The 17,651-nt window shown below is 71.6% G+C and carries 16 protein-coding genes; 7 read left to right on the top strand and 9 right to left on the bottom strand.

Features of this window, described 5'->3' with window-relative positions:
* Nucleotides 1-7 precede the first annotated feature (7 nt).
* Nucleotides 8-676 carry a response regulator gene (locus WHN02_RS03965; RefSeq protein WP_434742103.1) on the bottom strand — a complete coding sequence of 223 codons (669 nt, stop codon included), beginning with the start codon at nt 674-676 and terminating at the stop codon, nt 8-10.
* Nucleotides 673-1,971 carry a sensor histidine kinase gene (locus WHN02_RS03960; protein WP_434742102.1) on the bottom strand — a complete coding sequence of 433 codons (1,299 nt, stop codon included), beginning with the start codon at nt 1,969-1,971 and terminating at the stop codon, nt 673-675. The genes WHN02_RS03965 and WHN02_RS03960 overlap by 4 nt, the downstream gene beginning before the upstream one ends.
* A 147-nt stretch (nt 1,972-2,118) precedes the next feature.
* Between WHN02_RS03960 and WHN02_RS03955 the strand changes: the two genes are divergently transcribed.
* Genes WHN02_RS03955 through WHN02_RS03945 form a run of 3 tightly spaced genes read left to right on the top strand, consistent with a single transcriptional unit; the run spans nt 2,119 to nt 4,786 of the window.
* The gene (locus tag WHN02_RS03955) at nt 2,119-2,886 is read left to right on the top strand and encodes an ATP-binding cassette domain-containing protein (RefSeq protein WP_434742101.1); all 768 of its coding nucleotides are present in this window, start codon (nt 2,119-2,121) and stop codon (nt 2,884-2,886) included.
* Entirely contained in the window at nt 2,883-4,220 is a 1,338-nt protein-coding gene (locus WHN02_RS03950; RefSeq protein WP_434742100.1) for a hypothetical protein, read from the top strand. Before WHN02_RS03955 ends, WHN02_RS03950 begins: the two co-directional genes overlap by 4 nt.
* Entirely contained in the window at nt 4,217-4,786 is a 570-nt protein-coding gene (locus WHN02_RS03945; RefSeq protein ID WP_434742099.1) for a hypothetical protein, read from the top strand. Before WHN02_RS03950 ends, WHN02_RS03945 begins: the two co-directional genes overlap by 4 nt.
* Nucleotides 4,787-4,925: 139 nt before the next feature.
* Here the strand turns inward: WHN02_RS03945 and WHN02_RS03940 are convergent, their stop codons facing one another.
* The 4 genes from WHN02_RS03940 to WHN02_RS03925 all read right to left on the bottom strand — a co-directional run bounded on the left by WHN02_RS03940 (nt 4,926) and on the right by WHN02_RS03925 (nt 9,137).
* Nucleotides 4,926-6,113, bottom strand: a complete 1,188-nt coding sequence (locus tag WHN02_RS03940; RefSeq protein WP_434742098.1) for a hypothetical protein — start codon at nt 6,111-6,113, stop codon at nt 4,926-4,928.
* Entirely contained in the window at nt 6,100-6,633 is a 534-nt protein-coding gene (locus WHN02_RS03935; protein WP_434742097.1) for a SigE family RNA polymerase sigma factor, read from the bottom strand. The genes WHN02_RS03940 and WHN02_RS03935 overlap by 14 nt, the downstream gene beginning before the upstream one ends.
* A 148-nt stretch (nt 6,634-6,781) precedes the next feature.
* On the bottom strand, nt 6,782-8,017 hold the full coding sequence (locus WHN02_RS03930; RefSeq protein WP_434742096.1) for an MFS transporter: 1,236 nt from the start codon (nt 8,015-8,017) through the stop codon (nt 6,782-6,784).
* A 115-nt stretch (nt 8,018-8,132) separates the two neighbouring features.
* A complete protein-coding gene (locus WHN02_RS03925) occupies nt 8,133-9,137 on the bottom strand; it encodes a LacI family DNA-binding transcriptional regulator (protein ID WP_434742095.1) in 1,005 nt (334 codons plus the stop codon).
* 411 nt (nt 9,138-9,548) lie between these two features.
* On the opposite strand from WHN02_RS03925, the gene WHN02_RS03920 reads away from it, so the two are divergent.
* Entirely contained in the window at nt 9,549-11,222 is a 1,674-nt protein-coding gene (locus tag WHN02_RS03920; protein WP_434742094.1) for a cellulose-binding protein, read from the top strand.
* A gap of 135 nt (nt 11,223-11,357) precedes the next feature.
* On the opposite strand, the gene WHN02_RS03915 is transcribed toward WHN02_RS03920, so the two are convergent.
* Together WHN02_RS03915 and WHN02_RS03910 are read right to left on the bottom strand one after the other, a co-directional pair.
* Nucleotides 11,358-12,350 carry a MerR family transcriptional regulator gene (locus tag WHN02_RS03915; protein WP_434742093.1) on the bottom strand — a complete coding sequence of 331 codons (993 nt, stop codon included), beginning with the start codon at nt 12,348-12,350 and terminating at the stop codon, nt 11,358-11,360.
* A 69-nt stretch (nt 12,351-12,419) separates the two neighbouring features.
* A complete protein-coding gene (locus WHN02_RS03910) occupies nt 12,420-13,076 on the bottom strand; it encodes a TetR/AcrR family transcriptional regulator (RefSeq protein WP_434742092.1) in 657 nt (218 codons plus the stop codon).
* 243 nt (nt 13,077-13,319) lie between these two features.
* On the opposite strand from WHN02_RS03910, the gene WHN02_RS03905 reads away from it, so the two are divergent.
* Nucleotides 13,320-15,611 (top strand): MMPL family transporter, encoded by a 2,292-nt coding sequence (locus WHN02_RS03905; protein ID WP_434743808.1) that lies wholly within the window; start codon nt 13,320-13,322, stop codon nt 15,609-15,611.
* Between the two features lie 98 nt (nt 15,612-15,709).
* Here WHN02_RS03905 and WHN02_RS03900 read toward each other — a convergent pair whose 3' ends face one another.
* Nucleotides 15,710-16,693, bottom strand: coding sequence for an RNA polymerase subunit sigma-70 (locus WHN02_RS03900; RefSeq protein WP_434742091.1), 984 nt, complete (start codon nt 16,691-16,693; stop codon nt 15,710-15,712).
* A 39-nt stretch (nt 16,694-16,732) separates the two neighbouring features.
* Here WHN02_RS03900 and WHN02_RS03895 point away from each other — a divergent pair, with 39 nt between their 5' ends.
* Both WHN02_RS03895 and WHN02_RS03890 read left to right on the top strand, forming a co-directional pair.
* Entirely contained in the window at nt 16,733-17,356 is a 624-nt protein-coding gene (locus WHN02_RS03895) for a maleylpyruvate isomerase family mycothiol-dependent enzyme (protein ID WP_434742090.1), read from the top strand.
* 74 nt (nt 17,357-17,430) lie between these two features.
* On the top strand, nt 17,431-17,568 hold the full coding sequence (locus WHN02_RS03890; RefSeq protein ID WP_434742089.1) for a hypothetical protein: 138 nt from the start codon (nt 17,431-17,433) through the stop codon (nt 17,566-17,568).
* Nucleotides 17,569-17,651: the final 83 nt, after the last annotated feature.

Genomic DNA, 17,651 nt, shown 5'->3' with positions numbered 1-17,651 from the left:
CGATCGGTCAGGTCGGGGAGCAGACGTCGTTGCGCCATGCCCAGGCCGCGATCTCCACGCGGTTACGGGCGGCGAGTTTGCGCTGCACGTTGGCCAGATGCGTCTTGACCGTCGACAGCGTCACGTAGAGCCGTCCGGCGATCTCGTCGTTGGTGTGCCCGTGCGCCACCAGCCGGACCACTGCGAGTTCGCGTTCGGTGAGCGGCTCCGTGGGGGGCGACTCCACCGTCTCCTGTTCGGCGTCGCGGCGGGGGGCGAGGTGGGAGAGCAGGCGTACGGTCACCGCCGGCGAGATCAGGGAGGTTCCCTCGGCGGCTGCGCGTACCGCCTCCACCAGCAGGTTGGGTGAGGTGTCCTTGAGGAGGAATCCGCAGGCCCCGTTGCGCAGCGCCCGGTACACGTACTCGTCGAGGTCGAAGGTGGTGACGATGAGGACGTTGAGCGGGTTCCGGACGGCCGGGCCGGCCAGGAGCCGGGTCGCTTCGAGGCCGTCGAGTTTCGGCATCCGGATGTCGAGCAGGCACACGTCGGGGCGGAGTCGACGGGCCTGGTCGACGGCGGCCTCGCCGTCCGCCGCCTCGGCCACCACCTGGATGTCCGGCTGGGTGCCGAGGATCATGCGGAAGGCCGTACGGATCATGTCCTGGTCGTCGGCGAGCAGGATCCGGATCGTCATCGGCTCTCCTCGACTTCCGCTCCGGTCGCCGACCGACGTGGCGCCGTCCGACGTAGCGCCGTCCGACCGTTCCCCGACCGGCGTAGCGCCGACCGCCATCCACCGGTCGGGGAACGGTCGGTGATCGGCAGGGCCGCGGTGACCTGCCACCCTGATTCGACAGGCCCGGCCGAGAGTTCGCCTCCTGCGGCGCGTACCCGCTCGCTGAGCCCGGTCAGGCCGAAGCCGCCGGCCGGCAGGGGCGACTCGGTGGCTCTTCCGTCGTTGCGGACCGACACCTCGGCGAGGTCCGGCCGGTCGGGGTGGATCCGGAGGCGGATGTCGATCCGGGCGGTCCCGCTGCTGTGGCGCAGCACGTTGGTCAGCGCCTCCAGCACCGTGTGGTGCGCGGCGTCGAGGCTGGCCGGGGGCCACGGCCGGTCGGACAGCGCCTCGTCGACCGAGACCGTCGGTGTGGGGTGTCCGGGCGTCAGGGTGCCGACGACCTCGGTCAGCATCTCGTCGAGGTCGGCGTGGACGGTCGCGGTCGCTGGTGTCTCGTCGCGCAGGATGCCGACGAGTTTACGCATCGAGGTGAGGGCCTGGCCGCCGGCCTTTTCGACGCCGGCCAGCAGGGTGTCCAGATCCTCGGGCGACGGGGCGGTACCCGCGCCGGTGACGAACCGGATGGCGCGGGTCTGCGCGACGATGGCTGTCACGTGGTGGGCGACGTAGTCGTGCAGGTCGCGGGCGTGGTCCATGCGTTCCGCCTGCCGGGCCAGCCGGTCCAGGTCGGCCCGACGGCGTTCCAGCAGGCGCAGGTAGAGGCCGAGCAGTGCCAGGAACAGCACCCAGGCGGTCAGTACGGCGGCCACCAGGCTGCCGTCCTGCGCCATCGTCGGCGCGTTCACCGGATGGAACAGCACCCGGGTCGGCAGCAGCCCGATCGCCAGGACGGTCAGGGCGGCCGGAGCCGCCGCGTACCGGATCGGGTGTTGCATGACCAGGCGGATCACCGCCACCGAGAGCACTGCGAACTCCACGATGCCGAAGGTGTGCTCCGGACGCAGCGCCGGTACGAGCCCGAAGGCGGCCGAGACCGCGAGGGAGACGGACGCGGCCACGGCGACCGCGACCGGGCGGGCCTCGGCCAGCAGCAACACGGCGACCGCGAGGAGCCCGCTGACGATCATGGCGAGCTTGGCGGGAAGGGTGGGGCCGTCCGACCCCTCGACGACGACGAGGGCCGCCGCCACGACGGCGAGCAGGCCCACCATCACCCGCTGCCACCGGGGTCCCGGAAAGATGATCAGCACGGAAGGCCACGGTACGACACCGACACGTGGTCGGTGTAGTTCTTTCGGCCGAACCCCCTCGGTTCCGCTCGGCAACTCGGCCGAGGTGGATCACCGTCGCGCCGCCGCACGATCGAAGCCCTACGAAATCGACGAGCGGAGAAGATCGTGGCGACGACGGTGCAGGCTGAAGGTCTGCGAGTGAGAACAGGCCGATACCTGGCGGTCGACGGCGTGGACCTGGATCTGGGCACCGGCGTCCATGGACTGCTCGGCCCGAACGGCGCCGGCAAGACCACCCTGATCCGAGCCCTGGCGACGGTCCTGCGCCCCCACGACGGTCGGCTCCGGTTGCTCGGGCAGCCGATGGACGGGCGGCCCGACCTGCGTGCGGTACGCCGGGCCCTCGGCTACCTGCCCCAGGAGTTCGGCTACTACCCGAGGTTCACGGTGTCCGAGTTCGTCGAGTACATGGCGTGGACCAAGGACGTGCCCGCCGGTGAACGCCGCCGTGCCGTACGGAACGCGATCGAGCGGGTGGGTCTGGTCGACCGGGCGGACTCACCGATGAAGGCCCTCTCCGGTGGCATGCTGCGGCGGGCCGGCATCGCACAGGCGATCGTCAACGAGCCGGAGCTGCTGCTGCTCGACGAGCCGACTGTGGGCCTCGACCCGCAGCAGCGGCTCGACTTCCGGGCGATGCTGCGTGACCTCGGCGAACGCTCCTGCGTCGTGGTGTCGACCCACCTGGTCGAGGACGTGGCGGCGGCGTGTTCGAGCGTCGTGCTGGCCGACGCCGGCCGGATCGTGTTCCACGGGACGCCGGACGCCATCGCGGCAGCCGGTGGTCCCGACGACGCCGGGGACAGCCCCATCGAGCGTGGCTACTCGGCGCTGATCACGCGGCACCGGGCCGGACCGGGGGTGGCGTCGTGACCCGCATCCTCCGGATCGAACTGCGCCGTTGCGGCGCACTCCTCACAGGGGCGGCGACGGCCGCGATCGGCGTGGCGGGGCTCTACGTCCTCGCGCTCACCGGGCAGACCGACCTGTGGGACCAGCAGTGGAACCTGCTCGCCGTCTTCCAGCGCATCATGCTGGTGATCCTCTGGCCGCTGGCGCTGGCCGGCGGTGCCTGGCAGGCCGGCCGGGACCGGCGCAACCGGATCGAGGAGTTGCTCGGCACCACACCGGCTCCCCGGTGGCGGCGGATGCAGCCGTCCGCCGTGGTCACTGCGGCGTGCCTCGCCGGTGGGTACCTGGTCGTGCTGGCCGCCGGGGCACCGAAGGTCGCTGTCGCCGCCGGCCATCCGGGCAGCGGTTGGCCGGTGGTGACGCTCGTCGGCGTACTGACACTGGTCGCTGCGGGCTGGCTCGGCCTCGGCGTGGGCAGGCTGCTCCCGCACCCGTACACCCCTGCCGTCGCGGGAGTCGGCAGCCTCGCCGCACTTCTCGCGGCGATCGAGGCGACCAGGCCCAGCGAGGTCACGGACCCCGGGGCGGCCCTCCTGCTGCCCTTCTTCACCAACACGATCTCCGAGTTCGAGATGGTCGCCGGGTCCGTCAGCGCGGGCCAGGCCTGGTGGTTCGGCGGGTTGGCCGCCGGAGGACTGGTGCTCTACCTCGCGACGAACCCGCTGGTACGACTGCTCGCCGTGGTCCCGCCGGCACTCGGGCTGGTGCTCGCCGCTCCGATGCTGACCGTACCCCTGGAGCGGGCCTTCCCTGTCGACCCGGCTGCGGTGGCCGAGGTCTGCACCACCGACGACGGTCCCCGGGTCTGTGTCACAGCAGCCCACAGCCGTCAGCTACCCGCTCTCGTCGCACCGGCCCGGGACGCGCTGCGCCTGCTCGCGAAGCTGCCGGACCCGCCGGTCTCGGTGCACGAGGTGGTGCCGGACTCCGGTCGGGCACAGCCGGCGACCGAGGCGTGGGTGGACAGCGGCAACCTCGGGCCGACCCGCGATCCCGCCGACGTGACCGCCCGCATCCTGGCCGGGGCCGGTACCCCACTGTGCGTCCGGGCCGACGACGACGCGTACCTCGACGTGCTGCGCGCCCGGTCCGTGGCGGCCGCCTGGCTCTACGGCAGCCACCCGGTGCCCGGCCAGACCCTCTTCGGGGACGAGCAGGCCGTCCGCGACGGGATGTGGGAGACGTTCACCGCGCTGCCGGCCGACGAGCAGGTACGCCGGGTCGCAGCGGTCCGCACCGCCGGGCTGACCTGCGGTGACCAGGCTGCCGCCCTCGGCATCGGAGCCGACCGGTGACGCCCCTGCTCCTGTTCCTGCGCTCCCGTGAGGTGCCGCGAGGGCTGCTCTGCGCGGTGCCGACCATGGCCCTGCTCGCCTGGTTCGGTGCCGCGCAGGACGACCCGAGGCACGCCGTCACGGCCGCCGCCCTCGCCCTGGCGCTGGGCGTGGCGGTGCTCGGCAACGGCCTCGGCGGGCCGGACACCACCCTGGACGCGACGGCGGCGATCCGCTGGACGCCTCGCCGCGCGCTGCACCTGGTCGCGATGACGGTGGTCGCCGGCACCGTGGTGACAGTCGTGACGACGGCCCCGGTCGGTGTCGTCCTGCGTGACGCGGCGGGTTTCACCGGGCTCGCCGCCCTGGCCGCGACGCTGTTCGGCCGGCGACTGGCCTGGACCCTGCCGGTCGTGACGGGCTGCGTGTCCGCCGGTGTCCCCGCGGTGCCGGAGCCGTTCGCGTTGTACCTGGTCACCTGGGCGGGCCAACCGTCGGACAGCGTGGCGGCGATGACGACCGCCGGGGTCTTCGCTGTCACCGGGGCGGCCGCCTACGTGATGCGCGGCCCCCGCCGGGTCGACTGACCAGCCCCCACTGCCACGGCCGGCCCGGGGGAAGGACAGTCGCGGCCGGGCCGTGCGGCCCGAGGGAACAACAGTGGCGGCCGGGGGGAAACAGTGGCGACCGGGCCCCGAGGAGCCCGGCCGCCACGTCAGGCGACTGTCACTTGACGAGCGCGGTGGCCGCGTCCGCCCAGGTGGAGTCGTTCTTCACGTTCCTCAGCTTCAGGCCCTTGAGGATCTTGGTCATCTCGGCGTCGGAGAGGCGTCCCTCGCTCGCCACCTGGATGCTGGTCTTGCCGTCCTTGCTGCGGTGGGTGCAGAAGCCGTTGCCGCACTTGATCGTCGTGTCGCCGGTCGTCTGGTTCGAGTTCTTCGACGGCACCACGAAGATCTGGAAGCTGCCGGGAAGGCTCGCCCCGTCGACGCCGCCGTACGGCTCGACCAGGCCGGTGGTGGCCGGTGCCGGGTTCGCGAAGATCGCGCCACCGTGGTCGCCGTCGCGGGCGGCAGCGATGCCGTTCAGGCCCGACATGCTGTGCGAGCCGATCTCGACGGGCTGGTAGCCGGCCGGCACGTAGTCGAGGGTGAACGGCAGCTTGGCCGGGGCCGCCTTGACGGGCTTGAGGCCCGGGACGATCTTCTGGAGGTCCGCGTCGGACGGGTCCTCGGTGGAGTTCGAGTTCGTCGACAGGACCGCCCACGCGTCCGAGTCGTACGACCAGGCGAGCGTCCGACGGGTGCCGCCGTGGGCATCGCCGCTGACCTGGTACGCCTCCTTGCCGTCGACGGTCAGCCTGGTGGCCCCGGTCAGACCGGCGGGGTCGAACGCGCCCGGCCGGTACAGCACCAGGTACGCGTAGATCGTCGGCTTCGGCGTGTAGCCCGGTCCGCCCTTGCGCCGGTCACCGCCGCGGGCGATCTCCGCTTCCTCCTCGTCGGTGACCGCCCTGTCGTTGGTGGTCCGGCCGTCCAGGTAGACCGGTGCGATCTGGTACGACGTCGACGCCACGGTAGGCGCCGCCACCTTCCAGCGGTCGACCTCGAAGGCGCCGAACGTGAACTGGAACGGGTCGGCCGGGAACTCCCAGGTGGCCGCTCCGGCGTCCTGGGTGACAGCCGACGGGGCGGCCCCCGCCTCGATGACGGTGCTCTGACCCGTACCCCCGAAGACGGACGGGAGGGAGACGGCAGCGCTCACCGCGACCACGGCGAGCGCCGCGCCCGCACTGGCGAAACCGGCCCGCCGCCGACGCTGCGCCCTGCGGCCCTTGCCGACGATCTCGTCGACAGTGTTCCGGTCCGGCGGCGCGTTCGACGTCGCCAGATCCACCACCTCATGCAACCGCACGGGACAACTCCTCGGTATCCGCGACCCGTAGGTCGATTCTCTCGGTGGCCAGCAGCTCACGAAGGCGCGCGAGCCCTCGCGAGGTCTGGCTCTTGGCGGTGCCGACGGAGACCCCCATCACCGCCGCGCTCTCCTCCAGGGTCATCCCGAGGTAGTAGCGCAGGATCAGGGCGGCCCGCTGCTTGCGGGGTACGGCACGCAGGGCGACCTGAACCCGGATCCGTTCGTCGGTGGCGGCCGCCGGGTCGCGCAGGGCGACGTCCGGCATCTCGTCACCGGCGGAACGTTCCCGACGCCACGGTCGGCGGACCTCGTCGACAGCGGCCCGGTACACCATCGTCTTGGCGTACAGGTCGGGACGGTCGAGCTTGCGCCAGCGCGGGTAGAGCTTGGCCAGGGCAGTGGACACCGCGTCTTCCGCCGTGTGCCAGTTACCGCAAGTCAGGTACGCCAGTTTGCGTAACGGTCCCAGTTGGGCCGCGACGAACTGCCGGAAACCTTCCTCTTCCTCGGCATTCAAGATCGCCTGCCTCCTTCGACGGAGATGGAACGGTGGCAGCCGGGGAAAAGGTTGCAAACAGCTTCTGTGTGACGTGCGGCACATGGACGGCTGTCGTGTCGCAATTCGGCCGGACCTGCGCGATCGCGGACCGGTCTGCTGTGGGAACTCAGGTGTGCCGGGTGGTGGGCGTGGCCGGTCGGTTCGCGAGCACGCGAGCGAGGACCAGGACGAGACCGCCGGCGAGGACGACGGTGAGCAGGCCGACCCGGAGGCTGGTGAGGTCGGCGATGATCCCGACAGTGGGCGCGGAGAGCAGGAACCCCCCGCGTAGCAGCCAGCTGACGATGGTGAGGCCGGTACCGGGCGGCAGGCCGGGTAGCTCGTCGGCGGTGTGCATGGCGGCGGGGACGAGGGTGGCGACGCCGAGTCCGGCCAGGGCGAAACCGATGAGGGTGGCCGGGACGGACTGCACGGCCAGGGCGGTGCCCATCCCGGCGGTGACGAGGGCTCCACCCGCCCGGGCGACGGTGCGTTGGCCGTAGCGGTCCACGACACGGTCGCCGGTGAGGCGGCCGACCGTCATGGCCACCTGGAGGGAGACGACGGCGAGGCCGGCGGTGGCGGCGCCGGCGTTCAGCTCGTCGTTGAGATATATCGCGCCCCACGAGGCACCGGCGTCCTCCACGACGGCACCGCAGGCGGCGAGGACGCCCAGCGCGGCGAGCATTCGGACGGTGACCGCCGAGAACGAACGCCATCGGCGGTTCGGCACTGCCGCGTCGGAGGGGGCACCGGCGTCGGGGCGTCGTTCGGCGTTGTCGTCACCTGGCAGGAGGAACCGGTGGGCGAGCAGGGCGACAGCACTGAACAGGACTGCCGAGGCGGCCAGGTGGATGACGAGCGGGATGCGCAGACCGGCGGCGGCGGAACCCATCAGGCCGCCGAGGACGGCACCGACACTCCACACCCCGTGCAGGGAGTTGACGATGGAGCGGCCGTACCGGCGTTGGACGCGGAGGCCGTGTGCGTTCTGCGCGACGTCGACGACCGCGTCGAGGGAGCCGACGACGAACAGCGCGGCGGCGAGGGCGGTCCAGTGCGGAGCGACGGGTACGGCCAGCGTGGCGACCGTGGTCACCACGATGCCGAACGACGCCACCCGGGCCGAGCCGAGTCGGCGTACGGCCGCGCCGGCCAGCAGACCGGCGAGCAGCGCCCCGGCCGGGTAGGCGACCAGGGCGGTGCCGAAGAGCGCGTTGTCCAGGCCGAGGTCGTCCTTGATCTGCGGATACCGGGGCACGATGTTGAAGAAGACGGCCCCGTTGGTCAGGAACAGCACGGCCACGGCGGCGCGGGCTGCACGGGTGTCCCGGGTCGGCACGGTGGTGGTGGGCAGGGACACGGTGGTCTCCGAGATCGTCTGGGCTCTGCTTCTCGACCGCCCTCCGGCGGGAAGGGCGGACGGCGGCACGTCGAGCGTCGGTCGTGGGCGGCTGCCCCGGCCGACCGGCGGGCTGTCAGGTCGCGAGTCGGCCGGTGCTGTCCCGCTCGACGAGCTCGACGGTGAACCGTTGCCGATGGCCGCTGGGGACGTCGCCGGTGAGCAGGAGCCGGGTCGCGGTCGCGGCCATCTCCTCCACGGGCAGGCGCATCGTGCTCAGGGGCGGGTTCGCGCAGACCGCGGCGATGCTGTCGTCGAAACCGACGACCTGGATGTCGTGCGGTATCCGGCGGCCGGTCGAGGTGATCGCCTGGACCGCACCGGCGGCCATCAGGTCGCAGGCGACGAAGATCGCGTCGATGTCCGGATGCTCGTCGAGCAGGCGCAGCGCGGCCCGGTGGCCACCGGCACGGAGGAAGTCCCCGTGGGCACCGATGTTCGGCAGGCCGAGGTTGTCGACGGCACGCCGGTAGCCGGTGTGCCTGTCGATCGCGCAGGGGTTGGTGGCGGGGCCGTGGATCGCGGCGATCCGGCGGCGGCCCAGCGCGTGCAGGTGCGCGACGGCCCGGTACGCCCCGGCGGTGTTGTCGGCCTCGATCGCGGGCACCGACGGTGCGGTGGCGACCAGGGACACCGCCCGGGGACAGCGGCGGTGGAACCGGGCGGCCATCGTGGGGGTGACGGTGGCCAGGACCGCGCCGACAGTCGCGTTCGCGGCGATGGTGTCGATCGTGTCCGGCGTGGCGTCGCCGTTGACGGTGTGCAGCCGTACCGGCACCTCGGCGGCCTCCAGCACCGACATCATCCCGGCCAGGACCCGGCTGTAGTACGGGTGCACCCCGAGCCAGCCCTCGACCGGGCCGTAGGTGACGGCGAGTACGTCGACGGCGCGTTGCCGGCCGGATGCCAGTGCCCGCGCACTCTGGTTGGGTCGGTAGCCCAACCTGCTCACCGCGTCGTGCACCCGTGCGCGTACCGGGTCGGACGCGCCGGGCGCGTCGTTGATGACCCGCGACGCGGTCGCCCGGGAGACCCCCGCCACCTGCGCCACGTCGTCGATCGTCGGCTTGGATCTGCTCATGTCCGGATCCCACGTTCCGTCGTCCGGCCGCACGGGGAGATGCGCGGCTGCCTGCACGATAGGCCCGAGAGCGCTCTCATCCGAAGATCCTTCGGGAGCCGTCGTCGGTCGGGCCGGTGCGGGGCGCCCGGGCCTTCCGTGACCTGGTCGAGGAGATGGACCCCGACGGCCGGGTGCGGTGTCCGTCGTCGGTGTGTCTCGTCGCCGGTCGATTCCGTCTCCCGGATGTTCTGCAACAAACCTGCACGTCTTTAACCCTTGCGCCGCAGGCAAGCGCTTTCCTAACCTGATGTTACATCGATGTTTCGCTCTCTGGCCGGGCTGAAGACACGGACACGTAGTAGTCACCCTGCGGTGTCGGGCTGTGCAGGCAGTGCCCTCGCACCGTGCTCACTCCCGAGGAGTCAAACAGTGAGAACTGTCGTGCGACACAGGCTGATGGCCGGCGGTACCGCAGTGGTCGCCGCAGCCGCGATGGCGGCGGCGTTGCCGATGGCCCAGGCGTCGGGCGCGGCTGACGGCCCCGCCGCCGCACCGGTCAGCGCCGCCGCCACCAACCTCAGTCTCGGGGCCGGTGCCGACGGCTCCAGCAAGGGCGGCGGCACCAGCTACGGCAACGTGCTCGACGGGAACACGGGCACCTACTGGTCCCCGTCCGGCTCGACCGGCCGGATCTCGATCAAGTGGGGTGCGGCGACCACCGTGGCCTCGGTCAACATCCGGGAGGCGGCCGGAGCGGTCGGGGCCGTCGGCTCGTGGCGGCTGGTCAACAACGACACGGGTGCCACCCTGGCCAGCGGTACCGGGGCCGGGGTCGTCAACTTCCCAGCCACCTCGCTTCGCAAGATCAACTTCGAGATCACCGGTGCGACCGGCACCCCGAGGATCGCCGAGTTCGAGACGTACGCCTCGGGCGGGACGACCCCGCCGACCACCCCGCCCCCGACGACCGGGCCGACCACCCCGCCGCCGACCACGCCCCCGCCGACGACCCCGCCCCCGTCGAGCAGCACCCTGTACGTGGCACCGACCGGCACCGACAGCGCGCCCGGAACGCTGGCGAGCCCGACGACGCTCACCTCCGCGATCACCCGCATCCAGGCCGGTGGCACGATCTTCCTGCGCGGTGGGACCTACCGTCACTCGCAGACCATCACCATCGGTCAGGGCAACAGCGGCACGTCGAGCGCCCGCAAGAACATCTTCGCGTACTCGGGGGAGACCCCGATCCTGAACTTCTCCGCCCAGAGTGAGGATCCGGCCAACCGGGGTCTCGCGATCGGCGGATCGTACTGGCACATCAGGGGGATCATCGTCGAGCGGGCCGGGGACAACGGCATCCTGCTCGCCGGCAACAACAACATCATCGAGCGTACGGTGACCCGCCACAACCGGGACTCGGGACTCCAGCTCTCGCGGCTGATCGCCGACGCGCCCCGCGCCCAGTGGCCCTCGAACAACCTCGTGGTCAGCACCGTCTCGCACGACAACGTCGACTCCGACGGTGAGGACGCCGACGGGTTCGCCCCGAAGCTGACCGTCGGGCCGGGCAACGTGTTCCGCTACACGGTGGCCCACAACAACATCGACGACGGCTACGACCTCTACACCAAGAGCGACACCGGGGCCATCGGCGCGGTGACCGTCGAGTCCTCCCTCGCCTACGCCAACGGCACCCTGAGCAACGGTGGCCAGGCCGGCAACGGTGACCGCAACGGGTTCAAGCTCGGCGGCGAGGACATCGCGGTGAACCACACCATCCGGGGCAACATCGCCTACGACAACGGCAAGCACGGGTTCACCTTCAACCGCAACCCGGGCACGATGACGGTGTCGAACAACGCCAACATCGGCAACACCGAGCGCAACTTCAACTTCGACGGCGGATCCTCGGTGTTCCGGAACAACACCTCGTGCGACAGCGGCTCCAACGACCGGATCGTCGGCAACTCCGACAGCTCCAACCAGTTCTGGTCCGGTACCAACGGATCCCGGTGCTCGTCGTACACCGGGGCGTTGGGCTGGTCCTTCGCCTCCGACGGCCGACTCGTCGTGACCTTCGGCGGCCGGGTGGTCACCCCCTGACGGACAGCACAGGACGCCGGTGTCACCCTCACGCGAGGGTGACACCGGCGTCGCTCGTCCGCGCGGCAGGTCGGCGGCGGGGTCGGCAAGTGCCCGCCCTACGGCGGGACCAGTGAGTACGCGCCCGGCGGCGGGTCAGTGAGCCGACGGGACGGAGGCGTGCAGTGCCGCAGCCAGCCACTCGTACGGGAAGAACTCGGGCGGCTCGTCGTTCACAGTGGTGACCAGATCCATGTACCGCTCGAACAGACCCTCCGGTTCCACCGGGGTGCGCTCCCACTCCGCGCCGGCCGACATGTGCTCGGCCGTCTCGGTCCGGAACTCGGGGGTGTCCGGGATGCCGGGGCTGTCGGGTGTCGCGAAGATGGTGGTCAGCCACCCCATCCACTGGTCGGCGATCTCCCGCCCGCGTGGCGAGTCCGGCGACACCCCCTCCTTGGCCGCCGTCATCACCGCCTCGCTGATCGGCATCCCCGCCTCCAGGGAGTCCAGCATCGGTGACGAGGTCATCAGCGGGCCGACCCCGGTGTTGCACACCTCGTGCAACTCGTGCCGTACGGTCCGCCGGGTCTCGGGGTCCCGGACCAGCTCGGCCAGCTCGATCCACGCCTCCAGCTGCTTCGCCGTGGGCTGCTCGGGCAGCACCGGCCGGGCGGCCCGCCACCACTGGACCATCCGCTCCGGCGGCTCCCAGCCGGTGGAGACCTCGGTCCAGAAGTCGTCGACGAGCCGGTCGCGCTCCTCGTCGGGCATACCGACCAGCTTGTGCATCAACGTGACCTGTTCGGCGGTGGAGTCCTGCCGCAGGATGGTCGACAGCACCGCGCGACGGCTGCGCAGCCGGGCCTCCTGCCGGGCCAGCAGGGCCAGGTGGGTGGTGGCCAGCTCACGCAGCGTCGCCTCACCGGCCAGCACCCGTCGGATCTCGTCCAGGCCGGCGTCGAGTTCCCGCAGCGTCCGGACCAGTTCCAGGCGGGAGATGGCCGACACGTCGTACAGGCGGTGACCGGCCGGGGTGCTGGCGGCGGGTGTGACGACACCGGCGTCCGCGTAGTACCGGACGGCGCTGACGCTCAGGCCGGTTCGCCGGGCGACGTCCCCGATGGCGTACAACTCGTTCATGTCCACGGCCCCACTATGCGATCTCAAGCAGCTTGAGACGCAAGCGGTCGTGCGCCGGTCCGGCGTGGCGAACCCTCACCACACCTCGGGGTGATCCGGCTGGGGGTGTGGCGGTTCGAGGAGCCGTTGGAGCAGCAACAGGCCGCTCTTGATGTCGGCGCTGCCGTCGAGGAGCCACTGGGTGCTCAGGCCGTCGGCCGCCGCGAGGACGAGCGAGGCCGCCTCCTCCAGGGGGATGTCGGACCGTACGCTTCCGGCCGCCCGACCTTCCGCGAGGAGTGCCACGATGTTCTTCCTGAGGTCGGCGTACCGCTGCGAGAAGTGTGCTCGTGATCGGTCGTTTCCGGCCTCCAGCGCATGGGCCACCATGCTGTTGAGCAGGGCCATCAGCCCCGGCACCCGCATGCTGTGCTCGGTCGACTGGTGGATCAGGTCGACGAAGGTGCCCTCGCCCTGGGCGGGGGCGTCGAGGAACCGCCTGTCGTACTCCCGCAGGACCTCGATGAAGAGCTGTTCGCGGGTGCCGAAGTGGTGTTTGAGGACCGGGTGGGTGACGCCGATGGCCTCGCCGACGGCGCGTAGCGAGGTGCCCTCGAATCCCAGCCTGTTGTAGACCGCCAGGACCTCGTCGATGATCTGCTGCCGCCGCGCGAGTCCCTTCGCGTACGGGCCTCTCTTCGTCGAGGTCTCCTGCGGGGTGGGGCGGCTGCCCCGGGGTCTCTGGTCGGTCATCGCATCCTCCATCGCGATCGACGGGCTGGTGGAGCAGGGCCATCCTATGAGCCACGACCCGAAAATATCCAGTCGGATATTTTCGTGCTACGGTCTGCCCAGCGACGAGATCCCGTCGCCGTCCCCGACCCCGAGGGAAGTGACCAGATGCGTGTCGCCGAAGGCCCGACGACCGGCGTGGCCCGCCCCAGCCGACCGACGACCGACCCGAGCGCCGACCCCGGACGCGCGGGAGGGGGCGGCATGGCGTGGCAGTTGTTCAGACTCGGTCGCTGGTCGTTCCGCCGCCGGTGGACGGTGACGGGAGTCTGGGTGCTGCTGCTCCTCACCGTCGTCCTCGGGTCGGTGACCCTCTCCGGCAAGACCAACGACAGCTTCGAGCTGTCGGGCATCGAGTCGACCGAGGCGTTCGACCTGATCAGGGAGCGGGACCCGGAGGCAGCGCCGGACGGCGCGACCGCCCGGGTGGTGTTCCAGGCGCCGGAGGGCCGGTCCATCGCGGACCCGGCCAACCAGCAGGCCGTCTCCGAGGCGCTCGCGGCGCTGCGGACCAGCGGGGTCGTGTCGGTCCTCGACCCGTTCACCGCCGGGACGATCTCCGAGGACGGGCGCACCGCCTACGCCTCGGTCAGCTACGACCGGGGTGCCGTCGACCTGTCCCCGGCGGACCGGGACGGCCTGGAAGCCGCCCGTGACGTCGCCGAGCAGGCCGGGCTGACGGCCGCCATCGGCGGAGACGTACTCGGGGTGGAGATCGGTGGGGCACTCGCCGAACTGATCGGCATCGCCATCGCGTTCGTGGTGCTGGCCCTCACCCTCGGGTCGCTCGTGGCGGCCGGGATGCCGCTGCTGACCGCGCTGGTCGGGGTCGGGATCGGCATCACCGCCATCGCCACCCTCTCCGGGTTCGTCGAGCTCAGCACCACCACCCCCGCGCTCGGTTCGATGCTCGGACTGGCTGTCGGCATCGACTACGCGCTGTTCATCCTGTCCCGCTACCAGGCCGAGGTACGCCGGGGCCGCCCGCTGGAGGAGGCGGCGGGCCGTGCCGTGGGCACCGCCGGCTCGGCCGTGGTGTTCGCCGGTCTGACGGTCGTCATCGCCCTCGTCGGGCTCTCCGTGTGCGGCATCGGATTCCTCACCGAGATGGGCCTGGGCGGGGCGTTCATGGTCGGCCTCGCCGTCCTCATCGCCCTCACCCTGCTGCCCGCCCTCCTCGGGTTCGCCGGCGACCGGGTCACGAAGCGCAGCCGCCGCTCGGCGAAGACGGTCGGCGGCACCGGGTTCACCGGGCGCAGCCACCGCTCGGCGAGCACGGACGCCGACGCCGACGCCGACGCCGACGGTGCTCGCGTCGAGCCCCGTCCGCTCGGACGCCGGTGGGTCGAGGGTGTGGCCCGACACCGCTGGGCCGCCCTCCTCGCCGGGATCGTGGCCGCCGCCGTGGCCGCCGTCCCCGTCGCCTCCCTGCAGCTCGCCCTGCCCGACGACAGCACCAAGCCCGCCGGCAGCGACGTGCGTGTCGCGTTCGACCTCATCGAGGAGAACTTCGGCGCCGGAGCCAACGGTCCGCTGCTCGTCGTCGTCGACACCAGGCAGGCCCCGGACCCGGTCGGTGCGGTGGCCACCGCCACCGAGCGGCTACAGACCCTGGCCACCAGGGACGACTCCGACATCGCCCTCGTCATCCCGGCGATCATCAGCGACACCCCCGAGGCGCAGGCCGCGTACCTGGGGCAGTTGGAGACCGCACAGCTCGCGACCCTCACCGTCGTCCCCCGCTCCGGGCCGTCGGACCAGTCCACCAAGAACCTCGTCGCCGACATCCGCACCGCCCTGTCGGACCTTCCCGACCAGAACGGAGCCCGGGCGCTCGTCACCGGCGTCACCGCCGTCGGCGTGGACATCTCCAACGAACTCGCCGACGTGTTCCCGCTCTACCTCGCGGTCGTCGTCGGGTTGGCGCTGATCCTGCTCGTCGCGGTGTTCCGCTCGATCTGGGTACCCGTCAAGGCCGCGCTCGGCTTCCTGCTCTCCGTCGGCGCATCCCTGGGGGCCACCGTCGCCGTCTTCCAGTGGGGTTGGCTCAACGAACTCGTCGGCCTCGACGCCACCGGCCCGGTGCTGTTCCTTCTGCCGATCCTGCTCACCGGCATCCTGTTCGGCCTGGCGATGGATTACGAGGTCTTCCTCGTCACCCGGATGCGGGAGGCGTACGTCCACGGCACCCCGGCCCGTCAGGCGGTCGTCGAGGGGTTCACCCACAGCGCCCGGGTGGTGGCCGCCGCAGCACTGATCATGGTCGGCGTCTTCGCCGGCTTCACCTTCACCGACGACATCATCCTCAAGACCATCGGTTTCGCCCTCGCCGTCGGCGTCCTGGTCGACGCCTTCCTGGTCCGGATGCTCGTCGTCCCCGCCGTCATGCTCATCCTCGGCCGCCGGATCTGGTGGATGCCCCGCTGGATGGAGCGGGTCGTCCCGGCCCTGGACGTCGAGGGTGAGGCACTCGAACGCCGACTCGCACCCCGCTGACCGACAGTCACCGCGATCGACGTCGCACCCCGCACCGCCCCGGCCGAGCGTTCACCCCTCGGCCGGGGCGGTGACCCCGTCGAGGGGCGGGTTTCCCCTCACAGCGCCGCCGGGAGGCCGAAGGCGGGGAAGTGCTCGCCCCCGAGGAACGACGTGATCAGGGAGATCCGCTCGGCCCGGACTGTGAGAACCGTGATCGACCAGGCGGCGTGGGGACCGTCCCGGTCCGGCCCGACGTAGAACGCGACAGCCGGTTGGCCGTTCGCGCTCACCACCCGGTACCGCCAGCTCGGGCAACGGGTCATCGGCACGGCGACGGCGAAGTCGGCCACCGCCCGACGCCCCCGGTACCAGCGTCGCAGCGGCGGCATGGACCAGGTCACGTCCTCGGTGACCAGGGCGACGAAACGGTCGACGTCACCGCGTTCCAGGGTGTCGGCGAACTCGGTGGCGAGCCGACGCAGCCGTACGTCGTCGAGCGTGGCCGTCTCGTGCCGACTCGGCCGAGGGGCCTTCTCCGCGACGATCCGGCGGGCCCGGGCCAGTGCCGAGTTGACCGCCGTCGTGGACGTCTCCATCATCCCGGCGATCTCACCCACCGTGAACCCGAGGACGTCGAAGAGCAACAGTGCCGCCCGCTGGTTGCCGGGAAGGTGTTGGAGGGCGGCGACGAAGGCCAGCTCCACCGCCTCGCGCTGCTCGTACGCGGTGAGCGCCGAGTCGGCGTACGGGCCGAGCCAGGCGATCTCGACGGCCGGCTCGTCGGGCCCGTCGGCGACCCGTTCCGCCGCGGGGCTCAGGTCGGCGGGGAGCGCCCGTCGGCCACGCTGTTCGGCCAGGTCGAGACTGGTGCGGGTGGCGACGGTGTAGAGCCAGGACCGCAGGCTGCTCCGCCCCTCGAAGCCCGCCAACCCCCGCCAGCCCCGCAGGAGGGCGGCCTGGAGTGCGTCGTCCGCGTCGTGGACCGACCCGAGGATCCGGTAACAGTGCGCGTGCAGCTCGCCACGAAGTGGTGCGACGAGGCGGGTGAATGCCACGTCGTCGCCCGCCTGGGCTCGGGTCAGGTCGGATTCGTCGTTCACCACCGACGATTCTGCCCCGTCCCGGCGGTCACCATTCACATGACCGAGAAGAACCTCTGGCCGCTGGTCCACGCCGAGCGGGCCGCCCTCGCCACCGACCTCACGACGCTGACCGAGCCGGACTGGCGTACGCCCTCGCTCTGCTCCGGGCTCAGCGTCCGCGACGTACTGGCCCATCTCACCGCCGCCGCCAGCCTCACCCCGTTGCGGTGGTTCGCCGGGGTGGTCCGCTGCCGCTTCGACTTCGACAGACAGGTCGCCGTGCGGCTCGCCGAGCACCTGGGGGAGACCGGGGGCGAGACGCTCGACCGGTTCCGGGCCGTCGTCGACAGCACCACCAAGCCGCCGCTGCCGGTGGTGGCGATGCTCGGTGAGGCGGTCGTCCACGGGGAGGACATCCGACGTCCGCTGGGGATCCGACGGCGTCACCCGTCGGCCGTCCTGACCCGGCTCGCCGCGTACTACAGCGGGTCCGACCTGGTGGTCCGGGCCAGAAGCCGGATCGGCGGTCTGCGGCTGGAGTCGACCGACGGCCCCTTCCGGGTCGGCGAGGGTGCCCTCGTCACCGGCCCGACACTGGCGCTGATCATGGCGATGACCGGTCGCGCCGACTACATGGAGGAGTTGAGCGGCCCGGGGGTGGCGACGCTGGGCAGTCGGTGACGACCGGCGACCGGGCCGGGCGGTGAGACGCGGGTCACCGGCCGCCGCCGGGAGCGGCGACTAGGATCGTCTCCATGTCTGCCCTGGCCCCGACCTGGCGACCGGCACGGGTGCCGGTCCGGTGGGTGCTGTCCCATCCGGGCACCAACGGGTACGTCTCCACCTGGGGCGCGATCCTGGCCGGCGTCGTTCCGGTCCCTGCCGACGCGTAGGCCTCGGCCCGACGTCGTCCGACGCTTCGCGAGGACGACAGCTCGCCGGTCCGAGGGTTTCCCTGGCATTCGGACTGAGGTGG

Source organism: Micromonospora sp. SH-82, from assembly GCF_051132485.1.
Taxonomy (GTDB): domain Bacteria; phylum Actinomycetota; class Actinomycetes; order Mycobacteriales; family Micromonosporaceae; genus Micromonospora.
The sequence above is the reverse complement of the archived record's forward strand: the minus strand, read 5'-3'. Positions and strand labels throughout refer to the sequence as shown.

Bases quoted from the DNA above. Each gene is read 5' to 3' on its own strand.
- WHN02_RS03965 (WP_434742103.1), bottom strand. From the start codon at position 676: ATGACGATCCGGATCCTGCTCGCCGACGACCAGGACATGATCCGTACG.
- WHN02_RS03925 (WP_434742095.1), bottom strand. From the start codon at position 9,137: ATGAGCAGATCCAAGCCGACGATCGACGACGTGGCGCAGGTGGCGGGG.
- WHN02_RS03910 (WP_434742092.1), bottom strand. From the start codon at position 13,076: ATGACCGACCAGAGACCCCGGGGCAGCCGCCCCACCCCGCAGGAGACC.
- WHN02_RS03905 (WP_434743808.1), top strand. From the start codon at position 13,320: ATGGCGTGGCAGTTGTTCAGACTCGGTCGCTGGTCGTTCCGCCGCCGG.
- WHN02_RS03895 (WP_434742090.1), top strand. From the start codon at position 16,733: ATGACCGAGAAGAACCTCTGGCCGCTGGTCCACGCCGAGCGGGCCGCC.
- WHN02_RS03890 (WP_434742089.1), top strand. From the start codon at position 17,431: ATGTCTGCCCTGGCCCCGACCTGGCGACCGGCACGGGTGCCGGTCCGG.